Below are 14024 nucleotides of genomic sequence, written 5' to 3' on the forward strand. Positions count from 1 at the left end.
CGTAAAGCGGGTGCAATCCTTTGGTATAGAAGGATAGGGCTGTATTTCGGTATCCTTCACAGTGGTTATGATTTCCATTTAGAAAACAATTGACTGGCACGCTGGGCAAACTCCTCCAGGTTGATGCTGGAGTTGTCCAGCTTGTAATACCATTTTTTGATCGTCTCCAAAATCCATGAAGGAACCTTAACCTCGGAGAAACCGGAATAGAACGTATGATACGCCCACACCAAATGCTCCCAACGCTTGTCATCGCCTTCTTTTACATATTCAGATACATCTAGCACCTTGGCGCGTCCATCTTGCATGAGTACATTTTTGAGATGAATATCACGAGGATTCAGCCCCCTGGACCGAACAAATTCCCTCGCCTTTTCCACGTCCTCAATGACCTGCTCCGGCACCGGAATTCCTTGCAGCAGGCAATCCAGCAGCGTAATACCAGATTCGTAACTAATGACAATATACTTATCGCCTTTTCCGTAATAATGAGGAAAATAATCAGAACCTTGCAAACGCTCATATACATCGGCCTCTGCATCTTTTTTTTCGATCGCCATGTCTGAATACACCTTAAACGCGTAGCCTGGCAACGTATCGAGCGTAAATACGGCCGCATCTGTCCCAATGCCGATACAGCGAACGCCTTGGGTGGCTGTTTTAATGCTAACTGGGTCATTATCCTCCGTACTATATACGGTCACTTGACTTATGATGTCGTCTGCCTGCCTCCATTGTTCTACCATGCGCGATCCCTCCTTCTCTGTTCTACCCATTTCAAATGAAGTTAGATCTATAACAGATAAATAGTATTACGGACCAGCTTTTGAAATAGCTTCAAAATAGGTTGGATTCTTTTGGGTGACACGAATATGTACCGCGTCTAACGTGCGTCGGGCAGGAGCAGCTTTCTTAGCCCTGCATAGCTTGCCGCAGTTTCATAGGCTCCCGACACATCAGATTCCGGAATAGCATTCCTGTGATTGAACCAAATTACCCGCCAATTTGCAGCTATAGCTCCCGCCACATCATTACGCCAGGAATCCCCAATGTAGCAGCAATGCTCTGCTAAAGTGCCTGTCCGTTCGTTGACTATTTCGAAAATGCGCGGATCAGGCTTGGCATAACCAACAGTCCCAGACACAAAAATATGCTCTGCCGCAACATGATTTTCCAGTGTCATAGCTTTAATTTTGCTCATCTGATGTTCTTCAAGACCATTCGTAATCAAACCGACCAAATAGCCAGCCGAGCTCAATTCATCGATTAATGAGGTAGCCCCTCAAAAGACTCAATTCGGTACTGTCGATCCAAGTATTCTTGTTGGACATGCACTGCCTGCTCAGGGGTAATAGCTACCCCGAATTCTTGTAGAGCCAGAATAAAACGACCTTCCCTCATATCATCCAGTTCATCCTGCCCTGCTTTCCCCTCCAATAGTCCTCCTTTAGCCGATAGTAAATCGCTGTAATAGCGAATACGGTGGTAGACTTCCTCATATGGAAAACGCTCACTTAGTCCTAATACTGTACGCAATGCATCACGTGTAGGGTGCAAATGATCGTACATCGTATCATCTACATCAAAAAAAACAGCCTTCTTTTGCAAGTTCATATGCCCACTTCTTTCTGTTAAATCTTTGGATGACACTCTCTATACCTTGTCCTGATATTATACCCGTTGACCTATTACGTTGCACCCTGACCTTCCCAACCCGTATCTCTCATTCACCCTTCTCAGGTGATAACATACACTGAAAAGACTGCATTTTCGCAAACTCACTTTACTTCACTACTGCGCTAACATAGGTATCTTGTCCTGGTTTGAACGAAAGCGTTTTATTTTGACAGCACACGGGTAAAAGGTCACATTTTTGAAAAAATTCGTCATACAGGTTTACATTTCGTGTAAAATCACGTACCTTTTAGGGATGAACGCTTTACAGATGTACTTGGATAAGGGAGGTATACACAATGGATTCCGGTTCTAACTTAGCCTACGGATCAGCCACACCTTTGATTGAGGCACTTATAGAGTTTGAACAGGAGCTTGAAGCGAACCGGCATTCTCTGAGTTTTGATTTGGGATTGATTATGGAACAGGGCCGCGCTCCACGATATATGGCTACACCGCCTGATGTTATTCCTTTTGCCCACGCTGGAGTGGACGGGATACATTATGGCTTTTTAACCGATTTTGGCCTTGAAAAGGACCTTTCACAGGCTCCGATCGTATGCGTTTCTCCCGTCGATTGGACGGGGGTATGGGTGGTTGCCCGCCATTTGCAGGATTTTCTAAGCGTTGTTTATACAGAAAACAGTTCATTAAAACGATACTATGCCAGTGGAGCTGACTATTCTGGACATGCCGGTCAGCGTCCTCCGCAAGCTGTGGATGAACGTACTGCATTTGTACGCGAATACTTTCGGGAGCGCTTTGGCATTCTGCCGATTCAAGATATGGCCGCCTACATCGACAGCTTGCGAACAGAGCGTAAGCAAAATGAAGTTGCTTCTACACTGAATGGCTTGGGTATTCAGGCATCTTCTTCTATGAAGCGTAGCTCTTCTATTGAGAGCGACTTCTTGAACGTAACGGAGCCGTTCCTCTGGGAACAACAAGGTGAAGCTGTACGTGAGTTGTTCCGCAGCGGTTCGCATGAAGCCAGACTGGCCTTTATTCGAGATGCTCAGACACGGCATCTGTTCACCCATTCAGCCCTTCGTGCTTTTGTAACAGGGCAGCTTAAGTTGATGGGCTTGTCTGAGGCCGCAACATACCTAGAAGAGTCCTACTATACCGTTATTCCGGATACGATGGAATCTCGATAAACTCCATAGATTCCCCCAATTTAACCGCCTCTGAAAAGGCGGCTTTTTGTGCTACAATAAATGAAAACAACAGGGTCGAACGACCTGAGGCGCATGAAAGAGAGCGAGCATGAATAATCATTCCTATCCTACTCCTGAAATCATTGAGGTTTGTCTGCTAGCAGGCAAACTGATGATGCAAAATGGAGCCGAGACCTATCGTGTTGAAGACACGATGTCCCGCATTGCTTCGGCCTATGGCATATCCCAGTCCCATAGCTATGTAACACCCACTGGAATTTTTTTTGCCATTAATGATTCGGAACCTGCCAAGCTTATCCGGATCGTAGAGCGGACTACAGATTTGCACAAGGTGACCGAGGTGAACTCCATTTCACGTAAAATCAGCGCAGGCACTTTGTCACCCAGCGCAGCCGTAAAAGAGCTTTCGGAAATTGAACGTGGTCCCCTCCGCTATTCCAATCGTGTACAGCTGATCGCTGCAGCGTTGGCCAGCGGTTGCTTTATGATCATGTTTGGTGGAGTGTGGCGAGATTTCCCCGGAGCTGTGTTGTGCGGCGGTATCGGATTTGCAGCCTTACAATATTTTCACAGGCTCGTTAAGGTTAAGTTTTTCTCAGAATTTTCTGCATCTTTTCTAATCGGCTTGCTGGCGGCTCTGTTAGTGATCGTCGGCGGGGGCAGATGATGGATAAAATTATCATTGGCTCCGTCATGCCATTGGTGCCGGGCTTGTTAATTACAAATGCCCTTCGAGATTTAATGTCCGGGCACCTTGTCTCAGGGCTTTCCAAAGGTGCAGATGCTTGCTTGACGTCTTTTGCCATTGGAGCTGGTGTTGCAGTTATCATTTCTTATATGTAATTTGGAGGAGATTCAAGCTTATGCTTGCACAATTATTCACAAGCTTTATTGCCACCGCTGCTTTCGGCATACTGTTCCATGCCCCCCGACGCTCGCTGCTGCAATGTGGTTTTGTCGGTATGCTGGGCTGGCTTGTCTATTATTCAACCACGGATAGCATGGGACCTGTGAGCGCCAGCCTTTTAGCCACGATCCTTATCGGCATCGTCAGTCAAGGTTTTGCTAGACTGTACAAAATGCCTGTGATTATTTTCAGCGTGGCAGGCATGATTCCCCTGGTGCCAGGAGGAATGGCTTATAATGCCATGCGCCAGTTCGTACAACAACATTATCCTCAGGCACTGGAGCTGGCCATGAGCACACTGATGATCGCAGGAGCGATAGCAGTCGGTTTGGTAATCTCTGAGGTGCTTAACCAAATCTTTCACAACATACGTTTTAAACCTCAGCGTTAAAAACGGAGAAATAACAAAGTAAAAAAAGGCTGCCTCTAAAATCGCTACACTGACAGTGTATGAGACGATGTTGGAGGCAGCCTTTTTCTGTAGCTCAATATTAATCTAATCTACTCGCTTACCCAATATAGCCAGATCGCGCTCTATGCTGTCCAGCACGGCAACACGTGGATAATACCCCCACTGCTCAAAGCCAAACTTCCGCAGCAGCGCAATACTCGGTTCATTATGACCAAACACAAACCCCAACAATGTTGTAATTCCTAGTCTAGGACATTCATTTAGCAAGTGCTGTACCAGACGGCTTCCAGTGCCGGTTCCACGAGAATCCTCATGGACATAAATGCTAATTTCTGCTGTACCGTTATAAGCTGGTCGGCCATAAAAGGACTGAAGACTGGCCCATCCAGCAATTGTCCCCTTTTGTCTTAGTACCCACAAAGGGCGGTGGTTTTCCTGATGAGCTTCAAACCATGGAATGCGGCTCTCCACTGTCACCGGCTCCAGATCTGCTGTGACCATTCGTCCTGCAATCGTAGAATTATAAATATCCACAATATCGGGAAGATCCTCCCTGCATGCAATTTCAATGGAAAAAGATTGGTCGTTATTCATTATCGTAGCTGCCCCCCCTATTGTGGTGATTTATTTATTGTACAGGACAAGCGCCCGAACAGCCATATCGAGTTGTTTTGCGGATTAGTCCCAAAGGGTCTTATAATAGAGCTTGAAGATAAGCCAACACTACGTTAACCGATTTAACGACATGAGACGGGAGGTATGCTTCGGAGTTAAAAGAATCTGAAGCAGCTTAATATGAATATCGGAACTCAAATTTTGATTTTGGAAGTGTCTATGGGACCTTTTTTTGGTAATTCGATCATTCATCCTGTACTGCTCAAGGACGAGGATGGACTTACATTGATAGACTCGGGCATGCTCGGCCAATTGGAGCCTCTGCGCAAGGCTATTTCAGATGTGGGTGAGGATATAAGCCGTCTGAAAAGAATTATTATAACGCATCAGGATATTGACCATATCGGAAATGTTCAAGCACTGCTGGACTTGCTACCGAACACTGCCCTGCTGGCCCATAAGGATGACATTCCATATATGACAGGAGAACGACCATTTATAAAGCTGACGCCGGAACGCATCAATCTGATGGAGCCTGCGCTCAAGCAACAAGCAGAGGATATGATTCGCCGCCTGCCAGATTTGCGCTTTGCTCATATTCTTGAGGACGGTGAGCATCTGCCTTATGGTGGAGGCATACAGATTATTCATACACCCGGTCACACGCCCGGACACATCAGCTTGTATGTGCCTGCACAGAAGCTACTGTTGGCAGCAGATGAACTGCTAGTAATCGAAGGTGAGCTGGTCGGTCCCGCTGAGTCGGCTACGCCGGATATGCCGTTGGCTCTGAAGAGTCTCGATAAACTGACTGTATTGGATGTGGATAAGGTACTCTGTTACCATGGTGGTTACTATGATCAGAATGTACAGGCACGTCTGCAAGCATTAAGTCAGTCAAGAGAATAAGCTATATAAAGATATAAATTATGATGTAATAAGAGCTATAATGAATAAATGGACAGAAAGGAATGAGACTCAATGAATGATAAAATTACCAGATTGTATGATGAACTGAAGTCACAAGCTTGGGATGGCCTGCTTGTGACCGATCCCAAACATATTTACTACCTGACGGGCTTTGCCAGTGATCCACATGAGCGGTTTCTAGGGCTCGTGCTGCTTCGTGACCAAGAACCTGAACTGATTGTACCAGCCCTGGATGCAGAAGCCGCTCAAGCTGCTTCTTCGGTGACGCGTATATCCACCCACACTGATACGGACAATCCATATGATCTGTTACGCCAACGCACAGGAACCGGAGTGAAAGCATTCGCACTAGAAAAGGAACACGTCTCCGTCCTCCGTTACGAACAACTACATACTGCCATTAGCGCTGCTCAATATGTGGACCTGGGTCCGGTGCTTCAAGAAATGCGTGTGAGAAAAACTCCTGAGGAAGTACAACGTTTGAAACATGCAGCTCGTTTGGTGGAAGATGCTCTTCGTCACGGCCTAACCCATGTTCGCGAAGGGGTGACAGAAGTCGAGCTGGTAGCCGAAATCGAATACCAGATGAAAAAACTCGGTGCAGATGGCCCATCCTTTGACACGACAGTGTTGTCTGGACCCAAAACGGCCTTGCCTCATGGTGTTCCGGGGACCCGCAAGCTGCAACACGGCGATCTACTCATGTTTGATATGGGTGTATATTCCGATGGTTATGCTTCGGATATTACACGTACTTTTGCCTTTGGCAAGCTATCGACTGAGCTGGAAACGATATATAATACGGTTCTCCGCTCAAACGAAGCCGGAATTGCCGCCATTCGCCCGGGAGTTTCCTGCGCATCCGTAGACCAGGCAGCTCGAGCCGTTGTTGAAGCCGCTGGATATGGCCCTGCTTTTAACCATCGGGTTGGACATGGTCTTGGTATGAGTGTTCATGAATATCCATCTGTACACGGAGGCAATAACGATCTGCTTCATGAAGGCTTCGTGTTCACGATCGAACCCGGCATCTACGTTCCAGGTCTTGGGGGCGTGCGGATTGAAGATGACGTTCTGGTTACCTCTGAGGGTGTAGAAGTACTGACCTCATTTCCAAAGGAACTGACCGTACTGGGGTAATCTATCGTTATTCTTTGTAATTTATATGTTAAAAGTATGAAAAAAAGAGGGGCAACCCCAAGCCAATCATGGCTTGAGGTTTTGCCCCTCCTCTTCTATCAAGCGGAAATTACGTGCGATGTATAAAATCGGTGTACCGGCCGCAGTCAGTACAAATTTTAAGATGTAAGTGGTGAACAGCAGCTCGATCCATATCCCCCACGCATAGCCGTAAAAGGCAATACTACAGAAAATGAGGGTGTCTATAAACGAGCTAATCATCGTGCTGCCATTGCCGCGAATCCAGAGCTGATGACGCTCCGGGAAAAACTTACGAATCCAGGCATATAGACGCACGTCCAGCAATTGACTGACCGCATAGGCTGTCAAGCTGGCAAGCGCAAGCCTTGGCAACAATCCGAAGAGCTGTTGCATCGGTGTCTGGGCAAAATCCGTTGCAGTAGGCTCAAATAACAGCACCATCTGCATCGTGATCGTCGTCATAATCAGAGTGAAAAAGCCGAACCACACAGCTTTTCGCGCCTCTTTAGGCCCATATTTTTCATTTAGTAAGTCGCTGGCCATATACATAGAAACATACATTGTATTTCCCAATGTCGTGGTAATGCCGAGCAGATCAATGGTTTTGGTTACCTGAATGTTGGCTAATACAGTAGCAACGCCAATCCAGGCGTACAGCCCCTTTTTACCAAACAACCGATAACATAACAAAAAGAACATAAAATTGACGAGGACAAATGCTGCCCCCCATAACAGATTAAACATGAAATCCTCCTAGTTTTGATAGCGCGGGATGGTTGCGAACCGCGGTTCATCCGAATAAGCCGGAAAAACATTATTTTAATGTATCATAGATTAGGATTTGTGAACAGCTATAATTTACACTGCCATCAGCCCAAAATAAAGAGCCGACCTTAGGGTCGGCTCTGAGTATGGAGATACACACTGTACGTGTTGCATATGCAATAGGTGCGATATGAGACTGCAGTGTACACCATTCGTCTATCTTTTACTTAAGAGTGTGCCGCTACATCCAGATCCGTGCCATGGTTGTTGAACACGTCTTGATCGTTCTCCTTGAGTACTTTGCCAGAGATAAGGCCTGCGGTAATAGAATCATTAACATTCAACGCGGTACGGCCCATATCAATTAACGGTTCAACCGAAATGAGCAATCCTGCCAAGGCCACGGGAAGGTTCAGGGTAGAGAGCACGATCAGGGAAGCGAAAGTAGCACCCCCGCCTACACCTGCCACGCCGAACGAGCTGACCGTAACAACCAGAATAAGAGTGAGGATAAAATCCCAGCTTGTAGGATCTATGCCCACCGTTGGAGCAATCATGACCGCCAGCATGGCCGGATAAATACCCGCACAGCCGTTTTGCCCAATGGTTGCTCCCAAGGTCGCGGACAGATTCGCGATGCCGTCGGAAACACCAAGCTTTTTCGTTTGTGTTTCAACATTTAATGGAATAGTCGCTGCACTGGAACGAGACGTAAAAGCAAAAACCAGTGTAGGCAATACCTTTTTCACATATGTCACTGGATTATAGCCGAACAAGGCCAGCAAAATAAGATGAATAACGAACATGACCAATAAAGCCACATAAGAAGCGAGTACAAACTTGATCAGCTTCAAGATTTCATCCGGATTTGTCGTAGCTACAACTTTCGTGATCAGTGCTAAAATACCGTAAGGCGTCAATCTCAGCACCAGCGTTACAATCCGCATCACTACAGCGTACACTGCGTCGATCACTTTGCGGAAAGTTTGCGCCTGCTCTGGTTTTTTACGATCCAATCCGAGTACTGCCACCCCGATAAAGGCTGAGAAAATAACCACCGCCAACGTCGATGTACGGCGTGCCCCTGTCATATCTTCAAAAGGATTCGAAGGAATAAATTCCAGCACCTGCTGCGGAATAGTCATATCCTGGACTGTTCCCAGTCGTTCTTCCATCTTCAGGCCTTGCGCTTGCTCCTTTTCACCACTTTGAATCTCGATTGCTTTTAGATCAAAAGACAGGCTGGTTACAATACTTACAGAAGCAGCAATCGCCGTTGTAATCAGTAGTACTGCAATAATGGACACGCTTATTTTGCCAAGGTTCTGTCTTCCCTTCAAATTCATAATAGCCGAAATAATCGACACCATGATCAGTGGAATCACGACCATTTGCAGCAAACGGACATAACCATTACCTGCAAGGTTGAACCAATCGACCGATTTGGTAATGACCTCTGAGCCGGCCCCATAAGCGTACTGAAGAATAGCCCCGTAGATCAGTCCGAAGCCGAGTCCGGTAAATACTCTTTTTGTAAAAGAGATGCGCTTTTTCTGCATCCAGACCAATACGCCGAGCAGTGCAAGCAGCACGATGACATTCAAAATAATAAAGAAGGTATCCATATATCATTTCCTCCAAACTTAAACGTAAGATGTTTTCTAAAGTGACCCTTCAATTCGAAGATTACTATATCACAAAGCCAACTATTTTTGTAGGTTTTATTGAAATAAAAATAATAAAGATGCTTCAGCTTTAGACTTTATGTAAACGCCAAACAGCAAGCCTTCTTAAAATGAAGGCTTGCTGTTTGTTATTCTGAACACAACGATTTGTATTCAGCTTATGCATAGATTTTTTCAACGGTTAGACAATCACTGTGTATAGCAGTTCTTGTTCCTTAACCACTTTATGCTGATTTCCAGCGGGCTCCAACTCGCTAAACTGGTCTACATTCGTAACAATAACAGGCGTAATCGTTTCGTAACCAGCCTTGCGGATTTCCACCAGGTCAAACTCCAGTATAAGATCGCCTACCTTCACGCGATCTCCTGCTTTAAGATGAGGCGAAAAATGAAGTCCTTTTAGTTTAACAGTGTCCATCCCTACGTGAATGAGCATTTCAAGTCCTGAATCACTCACCAAGCCTACAGCATGTCCGCTTTTGGAAATAGAGAACACTGTGCCGTCAACTGGGGAAACAACCCGACCTTCGGAGGGTTCAATAGCCCATCCTCTACCCATAATTTCTTGGGAAAATGCAGGATCATTAACTTCACTGAGCGATTTAACTTCACCCATAATTGGGCTGAATACCGGGATTGTCTCACCTTTCGGAAGTGAGCTCACCGCAGATTGTGCTACTCCCTTAGTAGAAATGCCACCGGCAGCATCTGCTACTTGTGGTGCCTCTTCGTTCTTTTCATCTGTAAAACCGATCACATAGGTAACAATCGTAGCAACCACAAATGCAATAATGAGACCAAGAATTGCATACAAGAAAGTCGGTCCAATAAACATAGCCAGACCAGGCAAACCAACGAGTCCCCCAACGACGTACGCTTTTGTGCCAAACAAACTCATGAAGCCCCCGCCGACAGCTCCGCCAATCAACGCTGCCGTAAACGGTTTTTTAAACCGCATATTAACACCATACATTGCAGGCTCGGTTACACCCATAATAGCTGTCAAGCTCGTGGAGAAGGCCACTGTTTTGACTTTGGCATTTTTGGATTTCAAGAATACGCCGAGTGTAGCACCAGCCTGAGCCAAGTTAGCTGCTCCCATAATTGGAATCATGTAGTCATAACCCAGCGTTGCAATCGATCCGATCATAATCGGAACCAACGCATAGTGCATACCAGTCATAATGATCAGGGAGAAGGTACCGCCGAGCAGCAGACCTGCAAGTGCACCTGTATTTTCAAACAACCAAGAGATACCACCAGACAGGCCGTTACCAATAATAGAGCCGAGCGGCCCTACAGCAACCAAAGTCAAAGGTACAATAATCAATAAAGTCAGTGTTGGGACAACAAGCAACTTCAGTGATGCATGAGTATACTTATCAATGAATTTTTCAACATAGGACGCCAGCCAGATCGCGATAACAATTGGAATAACGGTCGAGGAATACGTGGCCGCTGTCACCGGAAGGCCAATAAAGCTAACCTTCACATTCGAAGCCAGTAATGCTGTAATGTCTGGATGTAAAATAGAAGCACCAATCGCCGCACCAATAAACATATTACTGCCGAGTTTTCTAGCAGCACTGACAGCCAGAATAATAGGCAGGAAGTAGAACGCACCATCACCTATTGCCGCTAAAATTGTATAGGTTTGACTCTTGTCAGACATCCAGTGCATAGCTACCAATAGGGCAATAATCCCTTTGATCATACCCGCACCGGTGATCGCCGGCAAAATAGGTGTAAACATACCCGCAATAAAGTCGAACAGTTGGCTGATCGGGTTTTGTTTTTTCTTGGATGCAGTGCTTGCGCCTGTTTCACTTTGCGGTGCCTTGGACATGTTGTTCACCAACGATTTATATACATTAGCTACATCATTACCGATAATAACCTGAAACTGGCCGCCACTTTCCATGACTCCCATGACACCATCCGTTTTTTGCAACTGCTCTTTTTGAGCTTTCTTATCATCATGAAGATTGAAACGCAAGCGCGTCATACAGTGAATGACCTGCTCTACATTTTCTTCTCCACCGACCAATGATAGTATCTCTTTGGATAATTGATTTCGATCCATGAGGTGTTCCTCTTTTCTTTTTAAGGTATAAAGTGTGAAAATTAGGAATAAAAAAAACCTGAATACAGAAAGCAGACAGCTTTATAAAAGCCAATCTTCTTTCAGCATTCAGGTTTTGCCTTCTGGTTTAGAAGTAGCAATCCTAAATCCCTGATCATCCATAAAATCATTGATTTTTAATGATGCGTTCGATATGAATGGTGAGATACAGCATCTCATCCTGGGACAAGCTTCGACCATAGATCTTAGTCGTATAATCTCTTATTTTTTCCGCACAAGCATAAGCGTTCTTATATTGTACCTTAACCATATCATGAAGGGAATTATCTGTATTTTGTACAGGAGTCCCATTCATAACCCGTTGGGCAAAAAATTTGAGATGTGTAATAAAGCGGTAATAGCTTAACGACTCTTCATCCAGCTCCATTACAAAAAAGCGGCTTACAATGTTTATGATATCCTTGACGATATTAGTCAGGGTTATCGTTTCACGCATTTCACTGTTAAGCTGTGCATTCACCAAATGTAAGGCAATAAACGCCCCTTCATCATCTGGAAGTGTAACCCCCAGCTTGTCCTGAATCATGTATAATGCTTTGGTTCCAATCGCGAATTCCTTGCGGTACATTCGTTTGATTTCCCAGTAAAGTGCATTCTTGATGTCCATACCCAAACGATAACGCTCTATGGCAAAATGGATATGATCTGTCAGCGAAATATAGATGCTGTCATGCAACTCTACACCAAGTATCGTTTTGGCATATTGGATGATTTCATCAGAAATTTCAACATACTCAATAGGGATATCAGACATCAGGGTCATCAATTTACGGGAAACCTCGGTACTTTCAAGCTTGAAAATTTTCTCGATTTTCCCCTCTTCAATCTCATCGCCTGTGTTTTTTTTAAAAGCAATTCCTCTTCCCATAATGACTAATTCTTTCTGCTGTTCATCAATGACCGTTACGACGTTATTATTCAGCACCTTTGCTATCTTCATTCCATCACCTTAAGCCGCTTGGAGTAGTAAAAAAAGGCAACACCAAAACTGACACAAAGTGCCTGTTTATGGTTTTGCCCGATATGCTCAGTAACAATCCATGATTGTGCAGTTTTGAATAACTGTCATCATAGTATCATATAAACACTGAGCTGACAAGATTTTTTGTAAACACTTTCATGATGTAATTAAGTGCTGTCGCTGCACCTTAACTGTTAGAGCTCTTTTCCACATTCAAATCCGAAGAAGCACTGATGCGGGATCGGATGCAATTTTTGATCGCTCCTCTTTTTCGTCCACAAAGCCCATAAAATACGTAATTACGCCAGCCGTAACGAACGAAATCAGCATGCTCAAAATGGCGTAAACAAATGTAGCGTCGGAAAACAGTGGTAAGCTAAGCAAGCCAGATAAGGCTGTAAAAGCAGTCAATTTCACTTCAAACAGACACATACACGCCCCGCCAACAGCCCCGCCGACCAGTCCCGCGATAAGCGGTTTTTTGAAGCGCACATTAACGCCGTATAATGCCGGTTCAATGATTCCAAACATAGCCAATATGCCTGTGGAAGCAGCTAGTGTTTTGACTTTGGCATTTTTGGATTTAACACATACACCAAAGGCCGCGCCTGCCTGAGCCATAACTGCTGCCCCAACAACAGGAGTAATAGAATCATAGCCATTCGTAGCTATGGATTCTATTATGTTCATCGACATCATATATTGCATGCCCGTAAAATGGAGCACAGGTATCGTCCCGCCAAACAGCAGACCCGCAAATACTTCCGCATCGTCAAACAGTGAAGCAAGACCATCTGACAAGTTATGAGCCAGGGTCGTCCACAGCGGACCAAAAACAAACAGTAATAAAGGCACAATAATGATAAGCGTCAATGTCGGAACGACCAATAGTTGAATAGAATAGCGGTCGAACCTACTCAATCCCTTTTCAATCTTTGATGCAAGCCAGACAACAATAAGGATCAGTATAAAAGAAGCAACATACTGTGGCTCCACCACGGGTAAATCGTCTGAGTTCATTTTTAGGCTGGATTGCAGCAGTTCTATAATGCCAGGATGAAATGAGCAGGCCGCAATTGCCGCCGCAATAAATAAATTGCTACCAAGCTTTCTTGCCGCATTTACCGCTATCATAACGGGCAAAAAATAATATACGACCCCACCAATGTACCCTAAAACAGTGGAAACTTGAGTATCAGAAAAAAAATCTAAGAACAATAAAACAGGCGCAATCACCTGAATGATTCCTCCACCAATTAGCAATGGCAAGCACGGAGTGAATACACCTGAGATAAAATCAAACAGGCGGCTGAACGGATTCCCTCCTCTATTCGCTTTATCTTTGTCTCTAGTCGGTTCCTGTTTATCTTCTCCTTCTACCTCCGAGTTTATTTTCTTAGAAAGTAATTCACGATCCATAACTGCCTTTACCCCTTTTATATGTATATTGAAGACCACATCGAACGTACTAAAGCTAGCTTAGAAGAAGCTTGTAAAAAGTAGCATTCCTTATACTACTTATATTCCTTCTTTTTTACAATAGTTATAAAAACACGGGTAAAGCCTTTTAATTTCTTACTCCTGATAATTTAC

11 protein-coding genes and 2 pseudogenes are annotated in these 14024 nt (G+C 44.9%); 5 read left to right on the top strand and 8 right to left on the bottom strand.

Annotation, left to right across the window (positions count from 1 at the left end; genetic code table 11):
* Window positions 1–65: 65 nt before the first annotated feature.
* Window positions 66–746: a protein kinase family protein gene (locus BN1546_RS04545; RefSeq protein ID WP_013370010.1), complete on the bottom strand. Its 681-nt coding sequence runs from the start codon at window positions 744–746 to the stop codon at window positions 66–68.
* Between the two features lie 137 nt (window positions 747–883).
* Window positions 884–1614 (bottom strand): annotated as a pseudogene (locus BN1546_RS04550) (HAD family hydrolase).
* A gap of 359 nt (window positions 1615–1973) precedes the next feature.
* Between BN1546_RS04550 and BN1546_RS04555 the strand changes: the two are divergent.
* The 3 genes and pseudogenes from BN1546_RS04555 (at window position 1974) to BN1546_RS04565 (ending at window position 4150) form a co-directional block, all read left to right on the top strand.
* The gene (locus BN1546_RS04555; protein WP_090736152.1) at window positions 1974–2831 is read left to right on the top strand and encodes a hypothetical protein; all 858 of its coding nucleotides are present in this window, start codon (window positions 1974–1976) and stop codon (window positions 2829–2831) included.
* A gap of 109 nt (window positions 2832–2940) precedes the next feature.
* Window positions 2941–3695 (top strand): annotated as a pseudogene (locus BN1546_RS04560) (threonine/serine exporter family protein).
* A 20-nt stretch (window positions 3696–3715) separates the two neighbouring features.
* Complete coding sequence (locus tag BN1546_RS04565) at window positions 3716–4150, top strand: threonine/serine exporter family protein (RefSeq protein ID WP_013370005.1); 435 nt, start codon at window positions 3716–3718, stop codon at window positions 4148–4150.
* A gap of 105 nt (window positions 4151–4255) precedes the next feature.
* Here BN1546_RS04565 and BN1546_RS04570 read toward each other — a convergent pair whose 3' ends face one another.
* A complete protein-coding gene (locus tag BN1546_RS04570; protein WP_090736155.1) occupies window positions 4256–4765 on the bottom strand; it encodes a GNAT family N-acetyltransferase in 510 nt (169 codons plus the stop codon).
* A gap of 201 nt (window positions 4766–4966) precedes the next feature.
* Between BN1546_RS04570 and BN1546_RS04575 the strand changes: the two genes are divergently transcribed.
* Both BN1546_RS04575 and BN1546_RS04580 read left to right on the top strand, forming a co-directional pair.
* Window positions 4967–5695: an MBL fold metallo-hydrolase gene (locus BN1546_RS04575; RefSeq protein ID WP_090736158.1), complete on the top strand. Its 729-nt coding sequence runs from the start codon at window positions 4967–4969 to the stop codon at window positions 5693–5695.
* Between the two features lie 72 nt (window positions 5696–5767).
* A complete protein-coding gene (locus BN1546_RS04580; RefSeq protein ID WP_090736160.1) occupies window positions 5768–6856 on the top strand; it encodes a M24 family metallopeptidase in 1089 nt (362 codons plus the stop codon).
* 66 nt (window positions 6857–6922) lie between these two features.
* On the opposite strand, the gene BN1546_RS04585 is transcribed toward BN1546_RS04580, so the two are convergent.
* From BN1546_RS04585 to BN1546_RS04605, 5 genes are all read right to left on the bottom strand, one after another.
* Window positions 6923–7621, bottom strand: a complete 699-nt coding sequence (locus BN1546_RS04585) for a queuosine precursor transporter (protein WP_040101837.1) — start codon at window positions 7619–7621, stop codon at window positions 6923–6925.
* 248 nt (window positions 7622–7869) lie between these two features.
* Complete coding sequence (locus BN1546_RS04590) at window positions 7870–9267, bottom strand: L-cystine transporter (protein ID WP_013370000.1); 1398 nt, start codon at window positions 9265–9267, stop codon at window positions 7870–7872.
* A gap of 241 nt (window positions 9268–9508) precedes the next feature.
* Window positions 9509–11410, bottom strand: coding sequence for a beta-glucoside-specific PTS transporter subunit IIABC (locus BN1546_RS04595; protein ID WP_090736162.1), 1902 nt, complete (start codon window positions 11408–11410; stop codon window positions 9509–9511).
* 166 nt (window positions 11411–11576) lie between these two features.
* Window positions 11577–12410 carry a BglG family transcription antiterminator LicT gene (gene licT / locus BN1546_RS04600; protein ID WP_090736164.1) on the bottom strand — a complete coding sequence of 278 codons (834 nt, stop codon included), beginning with the start codon at window positions 12408–12410 and terminating at the stop codon, window positions 11577–11579.
* A gap of 234 nt (window positions 12411–12644) precedes the next feature.
* Entirely contained in the window at window positions 12645–13850 is a 1206-nt protein-coding gene (locus BN1546_RS04605; RefSeq protein WP_255305264.1) for a PTS transporter subunit EIIC, read from the bottom strand.
* Between the last annotated feature and the right edge of the window lie 174 nt (window positions 13851–14024).

The sequence above is a fragment of the Paenibacillus sp. Mc5Re-14 genome (genome assembly GCF_001049835.1).
GTDB lineage: Bacteria > Bacillota > Bacilli > Paenibacillales > Paenibacillaceae > Paenibacillus > Paenibacillus polymyxa_C.

Coding starts and splice junctions, on each gene's coding strand:
- BN1546_RS04580 (WP_090736160.1), top strand. CDS start 5,768: ATGAATGATAAAATTACCAGATTGTATGATGAACTGAAGTCACAAGCT.
- BN1546_RS04565 (WP_013370005.1), top strand. CDS start 3,716: ATGCTTGCACAATTATTCACAAGCTTTATTGCCACCGCTGCTTTCGGC.
- BN1546_RS04555 (WP_090736152.1), top strand. CDS start 1,974: ATGGATTCCGGTTCTAACTTAGCCTACGGATCAGCCACACCTTTGATT.
- BN1546_RS04575 (WP_090736158.1), top strand. CDS start 4,967: ATGAATATCGGAACTCAAATTTTGATTTTGGAAGTGTCTATGGGACCT.
- licT (WP_090736164.1), bottom strand. CDS start 12,410: ATGAAGATAGCAAAGGTGCTGAATAATAACGTCGTAACGGTCATTGAT.
- BN1546_RS04585 (WP_040101837.1), bottom strand. CDS start 7,621: ATGTTTAATCTGTTATGGGGGGCAGCATTTGTCCTCGTCAATTTTATG.
- BN1546_RS04545 (WP_013370010.1), bottom strand. CDS start 746: ATGGTAGAACAATGGAGGCAGGCAGACGACATCATAAGTCAAGTGACC.
- BN1546_RS04590 (WP_013370000.1), bottom strand. CDS start 9,267: ATGGATACCTTCTTTATTATTTTGAATGTCATCGTGCTGCTTGCACTG.
- BN1546_RS04570 (WP_090736155.1), bottom strand. CDS start 4,765: ATGAATAACGACCAATCTTTTTCCATTGAAATTGCATGCAGGGAGGAT.
- BN1546_RS04595 (WP_090736162.1), bottom strand. CDS start 11,410: ATGGATCGAAATCAATTATCCAAAGAGATACTATCATTGGTCGGTGGA.
- BN1546_RS04605 (WP_255305264.1), bottom strand. CDS start 13,850: ATGGATCGTGAATTACTTTCTAAGAAAATAAACTCGGAGGTAGAAGGA.